Source organism: Hungatella sp. L36, assembly GCF_014288035.1.
In genome coordinates, this window is sequence record NZ_JACOPC010000011.1 from 178,236 (window position 1) to 197,556 (window position 19,321).

A 19,321-nucleotide genomic window follows, 5' to 3' on the forward strand; every position below is an offset into this window, starting at 1 on the left:
CTACAAATGGTCCCCGCGCAGAAAACAGGACACCGCGCACGGTACCGGATGCAGCCGTTCCATATCTCCTGCTATCCTGGCTGCCTTCGCTAAGAGTTCCTCCTGATCCGCCTTGTTCATCACTACCCGGTAGTCTCTTTCTCCCACCAGCTTTCTCGTACCGGATTCACTGGTGAGAATCTTCGCCGCGTCGCCGCATGTGATCCGGTGGCTGTAATGTCCATCCGGTCCTTTCTGCAGACCCAGCAGTTCGGCAGCCTGTTCTGTGCGGAAACAGAATTCCTCCAGCTCACCGCCGATGCAGTCCAGTCCCATACAGCCGATAACAACGTCGGTGCACTCCAGTATCACAGGCTCTCCGTCCTTTGGAACCTTTATGGGAAGCCGCTTCGCCCCATCCGCTTCATACAGCAGGACGTCGGCCAGCTCCTTCAGCCTGGCAGCCTCCGCTAAGGGCAGGCTTTTAAGCTTACCGCCGGCCGCAGGAACACCGGCCACGAGGACTGAACCATTTCTCTCCAACCGCTTCGCCGCGTCCTCTGCGCAGTCAGTCTCCACCACGTTCCGGTCCGGCGGGTTAAAGATATGGGTCGTCGTCGTCACAATGACCGTCTTTCCCATATCCGCCAGTTCGTCCGCCAGCCGGAACATGACGCTCGTCTTTCCGCCTCCGCCGGTCAGGGCAATCACCCTGTGGCGTTCCGTGGAAAGCTTTAACGCCTCCCACAGAGTGGGGCGCTCCCGAAGTCCGTCATGTTCCCAACTGTAAGCTATCATACTTTTTTTCCTTTCGATTCCCTAATCCAGTTCCATCCGGCGCTGTCTCGGAACGTAGCTTCCCTTCTTCTCCAGTACCACGTTTCCGTCCCTGGCGGCCAGTTCGCCTTTCAAGTAAACCTGCTCCGCCTTTCCCTTCACCTTCGTGCCCTCAAATGGACAGTAGTCCACATTGGCAACCTGATTCTCCACGGACATGGTCCATTCGGTATCCGGGTTCCAGACGACGATATCCGCGTCACTTCCGGGAGCGATGGCTCCCTTCTGCGGGTATACCCCGTAAAGCTTCGCCGGGTTCTCGGAGAGCAGACGGCACATCTGCTCCAGCTTCAAATCGCGTTCCAAAACGCCGAAGCTGTAGATCAGAGCCGGTCTCGACTCCACTCCGGGCATGCCGCAGGGGATCTTCGTAAAGTCGTCTTTTCCCGCCGCCTTCTGGCCGGTGGTGAAGCTGCAGTGATCGGTTGAAATCGTCTGAATATGGTCTTTTCTGATGGCGTTCCACAGCCTTGTGCTGTCTGTCTCCTTCTTGATAGTAGGAGCGATCACGTACTTGCTTCCCTCAAAATCCGGTAAGCTGTATACGCTTTCATTCAGAACGAGGTACTGCGGACACGTCTCCAGAATCACCTCCTGGCCCCGTTCCCTTGCATACTTCACTTCCTGATAACCGGCTCCCGAGCTTAAGTGCACGATGATAACCGGCGTATGTACCAGATCCGCGATCTTGAGCAGACGGCTGATCGCCTCCGCCTCCACCACGGCCGGTCTCGTCTTCGGATGTGCGTCGGTGGTGAGGTGGCCTTTCGCCTTCTCTTCCTCTGTCAAAGCTTCGATGATTCCCTTGTTTTCGCAGTGAACGCCGGCGATTCCGCCGACCTCCTTCAGCCGCTTTAAAACCTGGTAGATGGATTTGTCATCCAGCACCATGTCGTCATAGGTCATATAGATCTTAAAGGAAGTCACTCCCTCGTCCACGATCTGCTGGAGCTCCTCGCTGATCCCGGCATTCCAGTCGGATATGGCCAGATGGAAGCCGTAGTCACAGGAGGCGTTGCCGTCGGCCTTTTCATGCCAGTGCTCCAGAGCCTTATGTAAGCTTTCTCCCTTGTACTGCGTTGCGAAGTCAATAATCATGGTTGTGCCGCCGGATAAGGCCGCCTTCGTTCCAGTCTCAAAATTATCCGCAGTGACCGTTCCCGATACATGCAGATCGAAATGGGTATGAGCATCGATAAATCCGGGAAACAAAAGCTTCCCCGACACATCGACCACTTCCGCTTCCTCGTCCGTAATCTCCGGAGCCACGGCTCCGATCTTCCCATCCTCTACCAGAACGTCAGCTTTTTTACAGCCTTCCCCCGATACCACGGTACCGCCTTTTAATACTTTTTTCATGGGACAATTCCTTCCTTTCTGCTGTCTGTTACAGGAAAGAAGCGTATCGGGCTTCCTCCCGCTTAATCCGCTCCCTGCCGGCTTTTCCCACCGCGTGTTCGATATTCAGCCTAACGATGCAGACATCATTCCAGCTGCTGCGGATCGCAGCCTCGCCCTCCTCCCCGAACTCCGGGGAAAATCGTTCCGCCAGAAGCTTTAATGCCTCCCGCTTCTCTTTCTCATCCGCCACAATCACGGCTCTGCCAAACGCGATCACGCTGGTATAAGCGGTCGAAAATGCTTCCGGTATCACCTCATCTTCTCCCACAACACAGAAGGAAACCTTATCGGAGCGCCGAAAGCCCTCCATCTTATGGCCTTCCTTTGCACAGTGGAAATAGATTGCGTCGTCTCCGTACACATAATTCATCGGAACACCATACGGATAACCGTCGTCTCCCTGGACAGACAGCACTCCATGGGTTCCGTTCTTCAAAATACTCCTGGCTTCCGTTTCCGATAACTGCTGATTCTTTCTTCTCAATTCTCTGAACATGACGGCCTCCATTCTCCGCTCGCATGCATAAGCACAACATTGCATAAGTTTCTGTGAATGTTCACTGAAATAACTTATTTTCAGTATACCTTATTTTTCTTTTGCATACAACCGTTTCAGGCGGAGAAACGTATTTTTACTTTAAGGGCGCAGGACCATACTGCTCGGCCCTCTGCGCCCTTATCAAGGTTTTTCTTTTTACTTTTTACTCTTTCTGTATGCTGTGTCTTCCAGAGGCAGTGACGTACGGAATTTTCCGTCGAGTTTGTAGTAGGCGCCCTGAACTGCCGGTGCCGTTGGGATGGAGGTGATTTCTCCGATTCCCACTGCTCCGTATGCCAGCGGATCCTTGTTTTCTTCTACAATGATGCTCTCAACCGGCGGAGTCTTATCCGCGCGGAATAAGCCGAGCGTACCGAACTTTGCCAGAGGTTTTCCGTGATCCAATGGGAAATCCTCTGTCAGGGCGTATCCCAGGGACATCACTACACCACCCTCGATCTGCCCTTCTACGGACAGCGGGTTAATGGCTTTTCCGACGTCATGGGCCGCAACCACTTTTTCAATGGTGCCGTCTTCATTCAGGCACACCACCTGGGTCGCGTAGCCGTAGGCCACGTGGGATACCGGATTCTTCTTGCCGCATCCCATGGGATCAGTAGCGGCTAAGTATTCGCCGTAATACTCTTTTCCATTCAAATCCTCCAGGGTCTTTCCGCCCTTTAAATCTTCCAGAATATCCATACAGGCTCTTCTGGCCGCCTCGCCTGTCACCAGGGTCTGGCGGGAACCGGAGGTCGTACCGGAATCGGGTGCCAGGTTCGTCTCAGCTGCCACATAGACCACACGGTCTCCCGTGACGCCCAGCGCCTCACAGACCACCTGCTCCAGCACGGTTCCCAGTCCCTGACCGATACACGATGCACCGGAGCGGACATGAACCTTTCCGTCCTCGATGGTCATACGGCAGCGGCCCCAGTCCGGGATACCGACGCCGACGCCGGCATTCTTCATGGCACAGCCGATTCCCACATACGGGTGGCTGTCGTAGATTTCTTTCACCGCCTCCAGCGTCTCTGCAAGGGCTGTGCCCGGAGAGGCGATCTGGCCGTTGGGAAGCTCCTGACCCGGCCGTATGGCGTTGCGGTAGCGGATTTCCCACGGGGTAATCCCCACCATCTCTGCCAGGAGGTTTAAGTTGCACTCCGTAGCAAAGCAGCTCTGGGTTACGCCGAAGCCGCGGAACGCACCTGCAGGCGGATTATTCGTATAGACGGCGGTGCCGTCGATGTCGATGTTCTGATAGTTATAGGGGCCTGCCGCATGGGTACAGAGCCTCTGAAGCACCGGTCCTCCCAGGGAAGCGTAAGCGCCGGTATCCGTGATCACCTTTGCCGCCATGCCGGTTAAATATCCGTTCTCATCACAGGCTGTGGTAAATTCCATCCACGCCGGATGGCGTTTCGGATGAATCATAATGCTTTCTTTTCTCGTCAGCCTCACCTTGACCGGCTTTCCCGTATGGTAAGCGAGAAGGGCCGCATGATGCTGTACCGCCATATCTTCTTTGCCGCCGAAGCCGCCGCCCACCAGTTTGTTAATGACATGGACCCTGGAAAGCTCCCAGCCCAGCATTCCGGCGCATTCGCGCTGCGTATCATACGTTCCCTGGTCGGACGAATAGATCAGAGCCTCTTTCTTCTCCCTGTCTACGATAGCGACGGAGCATTCCGGCTCCAGGAACGCATGCTCTGTAAATGGAGTGCGGTATTCCTTTGTCACCACATATTTGGAGTTCTCGATGGCCTTCTTCGCGTCGCCCCGCACCAGGTGCTCGTGAGCCAGCACGTTGCCTGTCTCATGAACCAGCGGCGCATCCGGTTTTAAAGCTTCCTGCGGGCTGAATACCCCCGGTAGCTCCTCATATTCGATTTTCACCAGCTTTTTGGCTTCTTCCAGAATCTCCGGCGTATCGGCCGCCACCAGGCAGACCGCATCTCCCACGTAACGGGTGATCTCACCCACCGGAATCATGGTATCCCAGTCCTTCTTTAAATGACCTACTTTATTGCCTCCCGGAACGTCATCGGCGGTTAGGACCGCACGGACTCCCGGCAGCGCAAGCGCTTCGGATTTATCGATGGACAGGACCCTTGCCCTCGGATACGGTGTGCGGATGGCACTTCCGTAAATCATACCCTCCACTTCCATATCATCCACGTACTCCCCGTAACCGAGCACCTTTTCCGGCACATCCACACGATGCGCGCGCTGTCCGATATGATCTACCACCGGGGCTTTTAAATCCTTCGCGTCCTCACGGAACAGCTTTGCCGCCAGCAGAATCGCATCGATGATTTTCTTATATCCTGTACAGCGGCAGATATTGCCGCGGATTGCGAAGGCCGCCTCATCGCGGGTCGGATCCGGATTCTGGTCGATCAGTCCCTTTGCGCTCATAACCATGCCGGGGATGCAGAAGCCGCACTGCACGGCTCCCGCTTCTCCAAAGGCATAGACAAATACTTCTTTTTCTCTGTCACTGAGTCCTTCTACTGTTACGATGGATTTTCCTTCCATCTTTGAAACCTTCTGGACACAGGCCTTGGTGGCCTTTCCATCAATCAGAACCGTACACGTTCCGCAGGCGCCTTCGCTGCAGCCATCCTTGACAGATTTGAGTCCCAGGTCATTTCTCAGCACATCGATCAGCTTCCGGTCCTCTTCCACGGTAACGCTCGTTCCATTCACCAGTAAGGTATACATAAGTTCACCTGCTTTCCCTATGCTAATAGGTAATCATAATCTTTGCAGACAGTTTCCATTACTTTGCGCAAGCCTTCCGGAATTACGCTGTCGCTGTCCGCGGCATTCCAAGTATACATGTTTCCAAGATAACGCACCTTACAGGAAACCGCAGCCTGATCGAGGACAACAAAGCCCTGATTCTTACTGTTTTCCATGTCCGCTTCATTGGCAAACAGGGTAAATTTATCTAAGTACGGAGCGCTGTCGTATGGACAGAAGCTCTTACAGTTACCGCACTCATTACACATATAATCCACATGGATAATCTGGTGTTTCGCCATTCCAGGTACATGGATCGCGATATTGGCACGGTTCGGACATACCTCTGCACAGTTCTCGCAGATATTGGAGCAGCCGAGACAGCGTGTGCTGTCTTCCTTATATTCCTTCGTTTCAGCCAGCACTCCGCGTCTGTCGTAGAGTTTTCCAAGATCCTCCACCGTATCATCAAAGTCTCTTGCCGCCTTTGCACCGAGGATTGCCTCCGCCGCCATTCTGGCGTCACGCATAGCTTCTACAACTGTCTTTGGTCCGTATAAACCGTCACCGATTGCATAAACGCCGGATACGCTGGTCTCCAGTGTCTCCTCGTTTACCATGGCTCTTCCTCTGTCGTTCACATTGATTCCGTTGGCCTTTAAGAAATCGGTCGGAACCTGCTCGCCGACAGCTGCAATCACGGTATCCGCCGGGATTTCCACCGTCTCACCTGTCTCGGACACGCCTCTTCTGCCGGAAGCATCGTAATCAGACAGCTTCATCACACTGCAGATCAGCTTTCCATTTTCCAGCTTCACAGGAGATAAGAGTTCTTTGAACTCCACGCCATCTTCCACCGCCATTACGAGTTCTTCCTCGTCGGCCGGCATGAAGCGTTTCGTTCTTCTGTATACCAGATAGGAGTGTTCCACCCCTTTTGTTTTCTTTACGGCTCTGGCCGTATCCATCGCGGTATTTCCGCCGCCGATGACAACGACATTTTTGCCGATATTTACATTTCCGTCAGTGGCCTTAAACTGTGCCAGGAAATCGAGTGCGTTCATAGCCTCTCCTGCTTCCAGTTTTAAAACTCCCGGCGTTGAAGCGCCAGTCGCCAGAATGATGTAGTCATATCCGGCCTTCTTTAAGTCTTCCAGACTCTCCACTCTCGTGTTCAGCTTCACCTCTGCGCCGTAAGCCGTAGCCAGAGCCACATCCTTTGCAATCGCTTCATCAGAAATACGGAATCCCGGAATTACGTGCTTTACTACGCCGCCAAGGCTGTCGCCCGCCTCATAGATCGTCGCCGGACAGCCGTTCTTTGTCAGGAAATACGCAGCCGCCAGACCAGCCGGGCCGCCGCCTACAACAGCAGTCTTCTTTCCTTTTAACTCCCCAGCCTTGATTTCCTTCATCAGAGCGTCGTAGCCGCCTTCCGCACACACCAGCTTGACGCCGCGGATGTTGACCGGATCCTCATAGAAGTTACGGTTACATTTGCTCATACAGTTATGTGCACAGATGGTACCCGTAATAAATGGAAGCGGGTTCTTCTCTGCGATCACCTTCATGGCTTCCTCATACCTGCCTGCTCCGGAAAGCTGTAAATACGTGGTCACATCCTGGTGGATCGGACATCCTTCCTTACACGGCGCCACATAGCAGTCGATAAGCGGAACCGGTTTGTTCATCTTTCTGGATGGAAGCGGCTTTACCGCCTTTACATGGTGTTCGTCCGTAATCGCAGCTTCCGCCAGCTTCGCGGTCTTCTCTGCATTTACTCCGGCAAACGCCACGCTTCCACATTCCAGTTCACTGGCCATCTGATCCAGTCTCTGATATCCGCCCGGCTTTAACAGGGTTGTCGCCACCGTTACCGGCCAGATTCCCGCATCTACAATGCTCTTGATATTATGGTAATCTGCACCGCCCGAGTAAGAGATTCTTAACTGTCCGTCAAACTCCTTCGCCAGCTTCGCAGCCAGTGAAATAGACAGCGGATACAACGATTTTCCTGACATGTACATCTCTTCGCTTGGAAGTTCATTCTGCTTCACATCAACCGGGAACGTATTGGTGATCTTCACGCCAAACTCCAGATTCTTATCTCCGGCCAGCTTTTTAAGCCTCTGAAGCATCGGAATCGCGTCATTATACTGTAAATCATCGAGGAAATGGAAATCGCCGAAAGCGACGTAATCGTATCCCATCTCATCCATGGTCTTTCTTGCAAATTCATATCCCAGAAGTGTCGGATTGCACTTGATAAAGGTATGAAGTCCCTTCACCTCGATCAAATACGTAGCGATCCGCTCGATCTCCTGAGGCGGGCAGCCATGCAGCGTGGAGAGTGTAACGGAATTACAGATATTAGAAGAAATCCCTTCAATATCCTCCTTCGTCACATGCTTAAACATGGAAACGTTCTCCAGCAGATACTCCCTGCAGTTCTTATAGGTCTCCGTATCCTTTGCGTCCTTCATGGACTCGATAAACAAATCAATCTTCGGAGACTTGATTCCCTCCAGATCGTATCCCACGCTCATATTGAACTGGAATCCGTCCATGGCGCCGAGTCCATACTCTTTCGCCATAACGCTCAGTAAAAACCATGCCTTTATGTACTCTTCCTGTGCCTGCGGAACGTAAAGCTCCGTTGACCACTCACAGTTATAGCACTCATCATCAGCCTTGATACAGGGCTTACTCACCGGAAGATCCTCGCCGTCGATGATCTGAACCGTCTTAAGCTCAAAGAACCGGCTTCCCGCATAGTAAGCCGCTGCAATATTCTGGGTCAGCTGGGTATGAGGGCCCGCCGCCGGACCAACCGGAGTCTCCAGAGTCCTTCCAAAGATTTTCCTATCATTCTCCGCCTTCGCCTGATAAGGTCTGTAAACCCCAAACACAGTCCCCTTATCGTCATGTTCCTTCATTACCCACTCCACTAACTGCGGAAATGGCATTGGTGTCATTCTGTCTCCCATCATTAACCTCCTGATTTGCGGGTATTTATCTTTTTAAATGTATTGGTTGCCGGGTCCGCGGGCTTTGGAGGGAAGACGAAATTTTATATAAATCTAAAGCATGATTTAATAAAATTTGTTTCCCTCCAAAACCCGCTGCTTCCCTGGATGCCGCTGAAAAAAGAAAACACCTCGCTGTGAATTTTCTAATATTTTCTTTCTGCTTTATTGGTATTGTGATTGCTGCTTATTTTTCTTTGCTGCTTTTTATCTTTGCTGCTTATTTGTATTTTTTTTCTGTTGCTTTATTACCATATTTCATTACTTCAAAACTCTGTATCATAAAAACTCTTTCACATTACAATTGCTGCCTTCATTTTACATCAAACAAAAGACTTTCTCTCTGGAATCTTCTACCTGCATTTTCTGCATTTATTCCGCCAATCCCATCGGCCAGCCCCTCTATTCCACCAGCAACTTTTGCGAGGAGAGTCTCCAGCCTGCCCGTACACAGTCCTTTCTGCGGGAACAAATTTTATTAAATCATGCTTTAGATTTATATAAAATTTCGTCTCCCGCAGAAAGGACGTAACCGTCAGCCACCCTCACTCCCTCATCAAAATTTCCCTCTATCTACTATTGATTCGGTCAGCCAGTTCCTTCGCCGCCTGCCTGCAGTCAGCCATAACTTTCTCTTCATCAATATTCGTAAGAATTCTGTCTTTCATCAGGACTTTTCCGTTTCCGACTGTCGTTGTCACACTTCTGCCGGTCATGCCGAAAAGAATATGGCTGTTTACGTTGCCTGCGTTCATCGGGGTCAGCGGGATATAATCGGTAACGATGACATCGGCGGCTGCGCCTTCTTTTAATACGCCGAGAGGCTTCTTAAAGTAACGGTTGGCAATTTTTGCATTTCCTTCGAACAGCATCTGCGGAACCTCGCCCCAGGCGGCGTTTGGATCGCAGAGATGGTGTTTGTGAAGTACGTTGGCAACCTTGTAGGATTCCGTCATGTCGTGTGTGTATCCGTCAGTGCCGAGACCGGTTAGGATTCCTCTGTGAACGATCTCCATAGTTGGAGGACATCCGCAGGCGTTGCCCATGTTGGATTCCGGATTATGTACGACCATGGTATCTGTTTCCTTTATTAATTCCATCTCGTGAGGATTTACGTAAATACAGTGGCCAAGCAGTGTCTTCGGGCCAAGGATATTGCAGTCCATTAGACGGTCTACGATGCGCTTGCCGTATTTCTTTAAGCAGTCATGAAGGTCTTCGATGCCCTCCGCCACATGAATGTGGTAGCCAACCTCCGCCGGCTTGTTGGCCGCTGCCAGTGCCATGGTCTCATCGGAAATAGTGAACTGCGCATGCATGCCCATCATTCCGGCGATCATATCACTGTCGTCCGCCAGCGCGTGTTTGATAAAGGCCGCGTTCTCCATTACCGCTTCCCTGGCCTTATCCATGCCGTCACGGTCAGAAATCTCATAACATAAGCAGGAGCGAACGCCGGTCTCTTTTGCCGCTTCTTCTATTTTAAACAGGGAATCGCGTATGTGGCCGAAGCTCGCATGGTGATCGAAGGTGGTGGTAATACCATTCTTAATGGAATCGATATAGGTTGCCATGGCGGAAAGCCTTGTCTCCTCCAGTGTTAAGTTGCGGTCGATCGTCCACCACATTCCGTCCAGGATCTCCAGGAAACCGTGGGGATCGTAGCCATTGATGCTTAAGCCTCTTGCAAATGCGCTGTAGATATGCTCATGCGCGTTGATAAACGCCGGCATGATGACGCCGCCTTTGGCGTCGATATATTCTGCATCGGGATATGCCTCTTTTATCTCTTTTGTCGTTCCTACTTTCATAATAGTGGATCCATCCATCGCCACTGCTCCATCTTCCAAAAACGGAGCCTCCGGGTTTCTTGTGATCATTCTTCCATTACCGATAATCAGCATGTCTCCATCTCCTTTTCTCTCTTTTTCTTAATATTTCGTCAAAATCTTAAAAATTTTGAGTATACAGTGTGCACATGGGACCTTCCCCGCCTCCCGTGCATTGTTCTTGCATATTGTCCTTGAGAACTTTTTCCTTCTCATCATTTTTATGCAGTTTGTACCATAAATATCTTTATAGGTACAGTGTATCATCTAAAAGTAAGAAATGCAAGATTAAAATACAAAAAAAATTAGTTTGCCTAAAAAATTTTTAGAAAAGGTATTGATTTTTCATTTTTTTATGTTATGATGGGAGTATAAGAAATCAAGTAAGGGGGGTTACAAGATGGATTCAAAGCTCGAACAACTGACACAGATTGCACACGGTGTGGCATCCCATTTTGGAAACGCCTGTGAGGTGGTCATCCACGACTTAAAAAAGCAGGATATAGAGAGCTCCATCGTCTATATCGAAAACGGTCACGTAAGCAACCGAAAACTGGGAGACGGACCTTCGGAAATCGTTCTTGAAACGCTGAACCGGAATCCTGAATGCTTAAAAGACCGGCTGTCTTATTTAACGAAGACAGATGACGGAAGGATTTTAAAATCCAGTACCATGTATATAAGAGGAAAGGACGGTACCATCGATTATATCTTTTCCTTAAATTATGACATCACAGGATTGCTCACTGTTGACAACTCGATCCGCTCTCTCATCTCCACCGCGGAGATGTCCGGAGAAGACCGGCAGCCAAGAAAGATCACGCACAACGTCAACGACCTTTTAGATACGCTCATCGAACAGTCCGTACAGCTGGTCGGCAAACCGGTGGCGCTGATGAGCAAGGATGACAAGATCACAGCGATTCAGTATTTAAACGACGCCGGGGCATTCCTGATCACAAAATCCGGCGACAAGGTTTCCAACTTTTTCGGAATATCCAAGTTCACGCTTTACAGCTACATGGATGCCGGAAAAGAGAATAAATAAGTTTTCAATAAAATTTCCATTTTAAATTCATTATTAAAATAAGAAGGAGAATCAAACATCATGAATCCAATCGAATGGGTGGTTAACACCATGCCGAAGACAGACGACAAGAATTTATCTGTCATGGCGCTGGACGAAATCGGAAAGGCAAGGAAATTCCATGAGAGCTTCCCGCAGTACAGCAAGACACCACTTGCAAAGCTCGACCATATGGCTGAATACTTAGGACTCGGCCAGGTTTATGTGAAGGACGAATCCTACCGCTTCGGTTTAAACGCTTTCAAGGTTTTGGGCGGTTCCTTCGCGATTGCGAAGTACATAGCACAGCAGACAGGCAAAGACGTCTCCGATCTTCCATATAGTGTTCTGACTTCCGAAGCACTCCGCGAGGAATTCGGCCAGGCTACCTTCTTTACAGCCACAGACGGAAACCATGGACGAGGCGTTGCATGGGCGGCCAACCGGTTAGGACAGAAGGCAGTTGTCTTCATGCCGAAGGGCTCCACCATCACCCGTTTCAATAACATCAAGGCAGAAGGCGCTGACGTTACCATCGAGGAAGTCAACTACGACGAATGTGTCCGCATGGCAGCCGATGCCGCTTCTAAAACAGAGCACGGCGTTGTCGTACAGGATACCGCATGGGACGGCTACGAAGAGATTCCGGCATGGATCATGCAGGGATACGGAACCATGGCGATGGAAGCCGGCGAGCAGTTAGAGGAATACGGATGTGACAGACCGACTCACGTATTCGTTCAGGCAGGCGTTGGTTCTCTTGCAGGAGCTGTACAGGGCTACTTCGCAAACCGTTATCCGGAAAACCCGCCTAAGGTTGTCGTTGTGGAAGCTGATGTTGCAGCCTGTCTCTACAAGGGTGCGAAAGCCGGCGACGGACGTCTTCAGATCGTGGACGGCGATATGCAGACCATCATGGCCGGTTTAGCCTGCGGCGAGCCGAACACCATATCCTGGGATATCTTAAAGAACCACGTTGACACCTTCGTCTCCGCTCCTGACTGGGCAGCAGCAAAAGGCATGAGAATGCTGGCAGCTCCGATTAAGGGAGACGTATCAGTCACGTCCGGTGAGTCCGGTGCAGCTCCATTCGGTATTCTGGCCTGCATCATGACCATGGATGAGTACAAGGATTTAAGAGAGCATTTAGGACTGAATCAGGATTCAAAAGTTCTCCTCTTCTCTACGGAGGGCGACACCGACCCGGAACGCTACAAAGCGATCGTTTGGGAAGGAAAAGAACGTTAGGCAATCGAACACCATAAAAAATGAATAAAACGGAGGGTATTAAAATCATGGATTACGCAAAAATCAAAGAGGCAGCAAAAAATTACGAAGCTGATATGACCAGATTTTTAAGAGACATCGTAAAATTCCCAGGCGAGAGCTGTGATGAGAAAGCTCATATCGACCGCATCGCAGAAGAGATGAGAAAGCTTGAATTTGACAAGGTTGTTATCGATGATATGGGCAACGTTCTTGGTTACATGGGAACCGGCGCAACCTTAATCGGTTTCGATGCTCATATCGATACCGTTGGTATCGGCAACAAGAACAACTGGAACTTCGATCCATACGAAGGCTACGAGAATGACACCGAAATCGGCGGCCGCGGCGTTTCCGATCAGTGCGGCGGTATCGTATCAGCCGTTTACGGAGCCAGAATCATGAAGGATTTAGGACTTTTAAGCGACAAATACACCGTACTCGTAACCGGTACTGTTCAGGAAGAAGACTGTGACGGTCTCTGCTGGCAGTACATCATCAACGAAGACAAGGTTCGTCCGGAATTCGTTGTATCCACAGAGCCTACTGACGGCGGAATCTACCGCGGCCAGAGAGGACGTATGGAAATCCGTGTAGACGTAAAGGGTGTTTCCTGCCACGGCTCCGCTCCGGAGCGCGGTGACAACGCGATCTACAAGATGGCCGATATCCTTCAGGATGTACGCGCCTTAAATGAAAACGACGCAGCCGATGACAAAGAAGTAAAAGGTCTCGTTAAGATGTTAGACGAGAGCTACAACGCAGAGTGGAAAGAAGCAAACTTCTTAGGCCGCGGCACTGTCACTGTTTCCGAAATCTTCTTCACATCACCGAGCCGCTGTGCGGTTGCTGACTCCTGTGCGGTATCCTTAGACCGTCGTATGACAGCCGGTGAGACCTGGGAAAGCTGCTTAGAAGAAATCCGCAACTTACCGAGCGTAAAGAAGTACGGCGGAGACGTAACCGTATCCATGTATGAATATTCCCGTCCTTCCTATAAAGGACTTACTTATCCGATCGAGTGCTACTTCCCGACCTGGGTTATTCCGGAGGATCACAAAGTAACCGCATCTCTGGAAGAAGCTTACAAGAACTTATACGGCGATGTCCGTATCGGCGCAGAAGAAACACTTGCCATGAGAACTGCCCGTCCATTGACAGACAAATGGACATTCTCTACCAACGGCGTTTCCATCATGGGACGCAACGGAATTCCGTGTATCGGCTTCGGACCTGGCGCAGAGGCTCAGGCTCACGCTCCGAACGAGAAGACATGGAAGCAGGATTTAGTAACATGTGCAGCAGTTTACGCAGCACTTCCTTCTATCTACTGCGAGAAATAATACTTAGCCAATCAGTTGCCATTTTGTAACCATATATGCCGGCTGCAGATTCAATCGAATCCGGTTTCCGGAATCGTGCGCCGAAGCGCGGCTGCTACCGCAGCCATATTACCTTAGCGCGCAGTGCGCATCCACCCGGAGGGTTTTCTTCGACAGGATGTACTTTCCTGTTGAAGAAAATGCAGCCACCCCTAAAAACAATCACTCTTGCCGTCGGCCCTCATTCCTTCCCCAAATCTATGACAGGCTGGACAGCATGCAGGATAGATACCAAATAACATTACATTTATTTCAGGAGGCTTTATACCAATATGAAAACCTTACAGGATTACATCGACAAATTAAACGCTTTAAATTTCAAGGAAATGTACAACAATGATTTCTTCTTAACATGGGAAAAGACAGACGAAGAACTGGAAGCTGTCTGGACCGTAGCTGATGCTCTCCGTTTCATGAGAGAAAACAACATTTCCACAAAGGTATTCGAGAGCGGCCTTGGAATCTCCTTATTCCGTGACAACTCCACACGTACCCGTTTCTCCTTCGCTTCCGCATGTAACTTACTCGGCCTGGAAGTTCAGGACTTAGACGAGGGCAAGTCTCAGGTTGCTCACGGCGAGACCGTTCGTGAAACAGCCAACATGATCTCCTTCATGGCTGATGTGATCGGTATCCGTGATGACATGTACATCGGCAAGGGCAACGCTTATATGCATGAAGTTGTTGACTCTGTAACACAGGGCCACAAGGACGGAATCTTAGAGCAGAAGCCAACCTTAGTAAACTTACAGTGCGATATCGACCATCCGACACAGTGTATGGCTGATATGTTACATATTATCCATGAGTTCGGCGGCCTTGAGAACTTAAAGGGCAAAAAGCTGGCTATGACATGGGCTTACTCTCCTTCCTACGGAAAGCCATTATCCGTTCCTCAGGGTGTAATCGGTCTGATGACACGTATGGGCATGGAAGTTGTTCTGGCTCATCCGGAAGGCTACGAAGTAATGCCTGAGGTTGAGGAAGTTGCCAGAAATAATGCTGAGAAGTCCGGCGGTTCCTTCCGTGTATCTCACGACATGGCTGACGCATTTAAAGACGCTGACATCGTTTACCCGAAGAGCTGGGCTCCATTCGCAGCAATGGAAAAGAGAACCAACTTATACGGCGAAGGCGATACAGAGGGTATCAAGGCTCTGGAGAAAGAATTACTGGCTCAGAACGCAGACCACAAAGACTGGTGCTGTACAGAAGAGCTTATGAAGACCACAAAGGATGGCAAGGCCCTGTACTTACACTGCTTACCGGCTGATATCAACGACGTAAGCTGTGTAGATGGTGAAGTAGAAGCTTCCGTATTCGATCGTTACCGCGATCCGTTATACAAAGAAGCAAGCTTCAAGCCATACGTAATCGCCGCTATGATCTTCCTTGCCAAGTTTGAGAATCCACAGGAAATCTTAAAGAAGCTGGAAGAAAGAAACACGCCACGCGTATTCAAATAAGAAGAATATGAATCCGGGCGCACCCGCTGCCAGCGAGTAGCAGGTGCGTCCTTTTTTGGATTTTTTATAAAACCGGTGGAGGGTTTATTCAATGGATAAGAAGAAAAGAATTGTCATTGCCCTGGGCGGCAACGCCTTAGGCAACACACTGCCAGAACAGATGACGGCAGTTAAAATCACCGCAAAAGCGATCGTAGACCTGATCGAGGAAGGCTGCGAGGTCGTCGTTGCACACGGCAACGGACCTCAGGTCGGCATGATCAACAACGCTATGAGCGCACTGAGCCGTGAAGATCCGTCTCAGCCTAATACTCCTCTCTCCGTCTGTGTTGCCATGAGCCAGGCTTACATCGGCTATGACCTGCAGAACGCACTGAGAGAAGAGCTGTTAAACAGAAACATCACGGATATTCCGGTCACTACCATGATCACACAGATCCGTGTAGATGCGGAAGATCCTGCATTTAACGCACCTTCCAAACCGATCGGCCATTTCATGACAGAGGAACAGGCTAAGATCGCAGAAGAAAAGTATGGATATATCATGAAGGAAGACGCAGGCCGCGGCTACCGCCGTGTCGTTGCATCTCCAAAGCCTGCCGAAATCATTGAGATCGGTGCGATCCGCTCCCTCGTGGACTCCGGACAGCTGGTCATCGCCTGCGGCGGAGGCGGTATCCCGGTTACTTTAATCGGAAACCATTTAAAAGGCGCAAGCGCCGTAATTGACAAAGACTTTGCAAGTGAACTGCTGGCGGAAGAACTGAACGCTGATTTCTTAATCATCTTAACCGCAGTAGAAAAGGTCGCTATCAACTTCGGAAAACCGGAAGAGAAATGGTTGGACGATATCACAACAGACGATGCCAGAAAGTATATGGACGAAGGCCATTTTGCGCCAGGCTCCATGCTTCCGAAAGTGCAGGCTGCTGTGAAATTCGCAGATTCCAAAGATGGGCGCAACGCACTCATCACTCTGCTTGAAAAAGCAAAAGAGGGAATCCTGGGGAAAACCGGTACTCGCATTCATCAGTAATTTTCTGCCGGGAAACCGCAATCCGATTTCCCGGAGTACTTCCAATAACCTAAGGAGGAACTCTCTCTATGAAACAGTCAAGTAAAGAATACGCTTCTATATTTCAGATGGACGGCATCCCAAAATTCTCCCAGGCTCTGCCGTTAGCACTTCAGCACGTGGTAGCCATGATCGTTGGCTGCGTTACGCCAGCCATCATCGTATCCAACGTTGCAAACCTTTCCACCGCAGACCGGGTTATCTTAATCCAGGCTGCTCTTGTCGTATCCGCACTTTCCACATTACTGCAGCTTTTCCCCATCGGTAAAAAGAATGGTTTCCGCCTCGGAGCCGCTCTGCCGGTAATCATGGGCATCAGCTTTGCTTACGTGCCCAGCATGCAGTCGATCGCAGCGGACTACGGCGTTCCTGCTATTTTAGGCGCTCAGATCGTCGGCGGCGTTGTCGCCTTCATTGTGGGTGCTTTTGTCATGCAGATCCGTAAGTTTTTTCCGCCGCTTATTACGGGTACCGTGGTCTTCACCATCGGCTTATCCTTATATCCGACGGCAATTAATTACATGGCCGGAGGTACCTCCAGCCCCACATACGGTTCCTGGCAGAACTGGACGATTGCATTTATTACACTCGTCGTAGTTACTGTACTGAACCATTTCGGCAAAGGAATCTTTAAGCTCGCCTCGATCCTGATCGGCATCATCGTCGGCTATGTTGTCTCACTCTTCTTTGGCATGGTCGATTTCGCCAGCATCGGTTCCGCGGCAGCCTTCCAGGTTCCCCAGCCTCTTCATTTTGGAATCATGTTTGAACCGTCTTCCTGTATTGCCATTGCAATCCTGTTCGCCATCAACTCCATACAGGCGATCGGCGACTTTACGGCAACTACCAGCGGTTCTATCGACCGCGAACCAACCGATAAGGAACTTCAGGGCGGTATCATGGGCTACGGTGTCACTAATATTCTCGGCGCCCTGCTCGGAGGCCTCCCCACCGCAACCTACAGCCAGAACGTCGGTATCGTTACGACGACAAAGGTTGTCAACCGCTGTGTCCTGGGTCTTACCGCTGTCATTCTCCTTGCAGCCGGTTTAATCCCGAAGTTCTCCGCACTGCTCACCACCATTCCCCAATGTGTTCTGGGCGGTGCGACCGTATCAGTCTTTGCTTCTATCGCCATGACCGGTATGAAGCTCGTTATGTCGGAAGAGATGACTTACCGCAACTCTTCTATCGTAGGACTTGCCGCAGCGCTCGGCATGGGTATCTCCCAGGCCACCGCAGCACTTTCCACATTCCCCAGCTGGGTAGTCACCATCTTCGGCCGTTCACCGGTCGTAGTCGCTACCATCGTGGCGGTTCTGCTGAATATTATCCTTCCGAGAGAAGGTAAAAAAGTGAAATAAGATCCATCCTTTCACAGGAAAAGCGCCCAATGACTATTGACTGGTCATTGGGCGCTTTTTTATGCAGCCGGGCGATGTGTTTATGGCCTGGTACAGGTATTTCCTTCCACTCCGTTCCCATGTATTGACAGCGTGAGGCAAAGATTTTACAATAAACGTATCTTAAATACAGCAAAGAACTGGAGAACTATGGACAGAAAAAATCTTGTGAATCAAAGCATTGATTATATAATGGGGCATTTAGATGAGGATCTGTCGCTTGACCGCTTAGCCGCTCATGTTTACATATCAAAATTCCATTTCAGCCGGATATTTAAGGAAGAAACCGGCGAAAGCGTTTATGCGTTTATCAAACGCTGTAAGGTTGACCAGAGCGCCGTGGATCTGAAGCTGAATCCAACGAAAGCCATTACGGACATTGGTCTGGATTACGGATACAGCGCTTCCAACTACAGTACCGTATTTAAAGAGCGCCATCATACCTCCCCTACGGGGTACAAGCAGTCAATACCGGCTCATAGCATGCCTGTTCCCTTTACCCCGGAGCGGACTGCCCGCTTCAAAACTACGGAAGAATACGCAGCACGAATCGAAATTCAGGAGTTTCCTGACATATTTGTGATATATGAGCGTTTTATTGGAAGCTATGTGGACATTGAGACGCACTGGTATCAGTTTTTCGATCAATACAAAGCATTTTTGAGGGAAGAGACCGTTCTGATCGAACGCTTTTTCAATGACCCGGCGATTACAAATGCATCTCAGTGCATCTGCGATCTCTGCATGACAGCAGAGCCGGACTGCAGTCTGGATCACGTTATGCGGATCAGAGGCGGCAAATGGATTGTGTATCATTACGACGGAGAAATCAAGGACATCTTCGAGACGCTGCAGGGAATCTTCAATATCTGGCTGCCGCAGAGCGGTTATCACATGGCACGGCGTTACGGACTGAATCTGTATCGCCGCATTGACCGCGGCAATCACAGCGTTGTTATGGATTTATGCATCCCCATTTCATAACAAGCTCATAACAGCAAGAATTCAGAAGTCAACACCATGGCTTTCTTTCTATAATAAAAGTGTTCGAAACACTGTATGCAGAAAGGAGGTCATTTTTTTATGCGGTCCACCATCAGGTATGTGAGATGATCGGGAAGATGTTTTTCAGAAGCGGCTGCCAGAACAGAAAGTACCGCTCAAGGAACGAATCTTCATGAACGATACTTAACCAACAATACTTAGCTAACATTACCCAGCTAACATTACCCAGCTAACATTACTCAGCTAACATTACTCAGCTAACATTACTCAGCTAACATTACTCAGCTAACATTACTCAGCTAA

At 50.2% G+C, this 19,321-nt stretch carries 13 protein-coding genes; 7 read left to right on the plus strand and 6 right to left on the minus strand.

From position 1 onward, the window contains the following. The 6 genes from yqeC to ssnA all read right to left on the minus strand — a co-directional run bounded on the left by yqeC (position 1) and on the right by ssnA (position 10,430). Positions 1–777 (minus strand): selenium cofactor biosynthesis protein YqeC, encoded by a 777-nt coding sequence (yqeC, locus tag H8S80_RS23170; RefSeq protein ID WP_117632276.1) that lies wholly within the window; start codon positions 775–777, stop codon positions 1–3. 21 nt (positions 778–798) lie between these two features. Beyond that, entirely contained in the window at positions 799–2,175 is a 1,377-nt protein-coding gene (gene hydA, locus H8S80_RS23175) for a dihydropyrimidinase (RefSeq protein WP_002602714.1), read from the minus strand. Positions 2,176–2,203: 28 nt separating this feature from the next. Then, positions 2,204–2,713, minus strand: a complete 510-nt coding sequence (locus H8S80_RS23180) for a pyridoxamine 5'-phosphate oxidase family protein (protein ID WP_025529670.1) — start codon at positions 2,711–2,713, stop codon at positions 2,204–2,206. Positions 2,714–2,911: 198 nt separating this feature from the next. Further along, positions 2,912–5,479 carry a selenium-dependent xanthine dehydrogenase gene (gene xdh, locus H8S80_RS23185; protein ID WP_117632275.1) on the minus strand — a complete coding sequence of 856 codons (2,568 nt, stop codon included), beginning with the start codon at positions 5,477–5,479 and terminating at the stop codon, positions 2,912–2,914. Positions 5,480–5,496: 17 nt separating this feature from the next. Then, on the minus strand, positions 5,497–8,487 hold the full coding sequence (gene ygfK / locus H8S80_RS23190; RefSeq protein WP_118033207.1) for a putative selenate reductase subunit YgfK: 2,991 nt from the start codon (positions 8,485–8,487) through the stop codon (positions 5,497–5,499). Between the two features lie 608 nt (positions 8,488–9,095). Further along, positions 9,096–10,430, minus strand: coding sequence for a putative aminohydrolase SsnA (gene ssnA, locus H8S80_RS23195; protein ID WP_002602710.1), 1,335 nt, complete (start codon positions 10,428–10,430; stop codon positions 9,096–9,098). A gap of 325 nt (positions 10,431–10,755) precedes the next feature. Here ssnA and H8S80_RS23200 point away from each other — a divergent pair, with 325 nt between their 5' ends. The 7 genes from H8S80_RS23200 (at position 10,756) to H8S80_RS23230 (ending at position 18,997) form a co-directional block, all read left to right on the plus strand. Next, entirely contained in the window at positions 10,756–11,403 is a 648-nt protein-coding gene (locus H8S80_RS23200) for a helix-turn-helix transcriptional regulator (protein ID WP_002602709.1), read from the plus strand. A 60-nt stretch (positions 11,404–11,463) separates the two neighbouring features. After that, positions 11,464–12,669 carry a diaminopropionate ammonia-lyase gene (dpaL, locus tag H8S80_RS23205; RefSeq protein WP_117632273.1) on the plus strand — a complete coding sequence of 402 codons (1,206 nt, stop codon included), beginning with the start codon at positions 11,464–11,466 and terminating at the stop codon, positions 12,667–12,669. Positions 12,670–12,716: 47 nt separating this feature from the next. Further along, the gene (locus H8S80_RS23210; protein WP_002602707.1) at positions 12,717–14,030 is read left to right on the plus strand and encodes a YgeY family selenium metabolism-linked hydrolase; all 1,314 of its coding nucleotides are present in this window, start codon (positions 12,717–12,719) and stop codon (positions 14,028–14,030) included. A gap of 311 nt (positions 14,031–14,341) precedes the next feature. Beyond that, on the plus strand, positions 14,342–15,535 hold the full coding sequence (gene ygeW / locus H8S80_RS23215; protein WP_002602706.1) for a knotted carbamoyltransferase YgeW: 1,194 nt from the start codon (positions 14,342–14,344) through the stop codon (positions 15,533–15,535). 91 nt (positions 15,536–15,626) lie between these two features. Continuing rightward, positions 15,627–16,571: a carbamate kinase gene (gene arcC, locus H8S80_RS23220; protein ID WP_002602705.1), complete on the plus strand. Its 945-nt coding sequence runs from the start codon at positions 15,627–15,629 to the stop codon at positions 16,569–16,571. 68 nt (positions 16,572–16,639) lie between these two features. Continuing rightward, entirely contained in the window at positions 16,640–17,974 is a 1,335-nt protein-coding gene (locus H8S80_RS23225) for a uracil-xanthine permease family protein (protein ID WP_117632272.1), read from the plus strand. 189 nt (positions 17,975–18,163) lie between these two features. Then, on the plus strand, positions 18,164–18,997 hold the full coding sequence (locus H8S80_RS23230) for an AraC family transcriptional regulator (protein WP_117632271.1): 834 nt from the start codon (positions 18,164–18,166) through the stop codon (positions 18,995–18,997). Positions 18,998–19,321: the final 324 nt, after the last annotated feature.

Bases quoted from the DNA above. Each gene is read 5' to 3' on its own strand.
- H8S80_RS23210 (WP_002602707.1), top strand. From the start codon at position 12,717: ATGGATTACGCAAAAATCAAAGAGGCAGCAAAAAATTACGAAGCTGAT.
- H8S80_RS23225 (WP_117632272.1), top strand. From the start codon at position 16,640: ATGAAACAGTCAAGTAAAGAATACGCTTCTATATTTCAGATGGACGGC.
- H8S80_RS23180 (WP_025529670.1), bottom strand. From the start codon at position 2,713: ATGTTCAGAGAATTGAGAAGAAAGAATCAGCAGTTATCGGAAACGGAA.
- xdh (WP_117632275.1), bottom strand. From the start codon at position 5,479: ATGTATACCTTACTGGTGAATGGAACGAGCGTTACCGTGGAAGAGGAC.
- yqeC (WP_117632276.1), bottom strand. From the start codon at position 777: ATGATAGCTTACAGTTGGGAACATGACGGACTTCGGGAGCGCCCCACT.
- H8S80_RS23230 (WP_117632271.1), top strand. From the start codon at position 18,164: ATGGACAGAAAAAATCTTGTGAATCAAAGCATTGATTATATAATGGGG.
- ssnA (WP_002602710.1), bottom strand. From the start codon at position 10,430: ATGCTGATTATCGGTAATGGAAGAATGATCACAAGAAACCCGGAGGCT.
- ygeW (WP_002602706.1), top strand. From the start codon at position 14,342: ATGAAAACCTTACAGGATTACATCGACAAATTAAACGCTTTAAATTTC.
- H8S80_RS23200 (WP_002602709.1), top strand. From the start codon at position 10,756: ATGGATTCAAAGCTCGAACAACTGACACAGATTGCACACGGTGTGGCA.
- arcC (WP_002602705.1), top strand. From the start codon at position 15,627: ATGGATAAGAAGAAAAGAATTGTCATTGCCCTGGGCGGCAACGCCTTA.
- dpaL (WP_117632273.1), top strand. From the start codon at position 11,464: ATGAATCCAATCGAATGGGTGGTTAACACCATGCCGAAGACAGACGAC.
- hydA (WP_002602714.1), bottom strand. From the start codon at position 2,175: ATGAAAAAAGTATTAAAAGGCGGTACCGTGGTATCGGGGGAAGGCTGT.
- ygfK (WP_118033207.1), bottom strand. From the start codon at position 8,487: ATGGGAGACAGAATGACACCAATGCCATTTCCGCAGTTAGTGGAGTGG.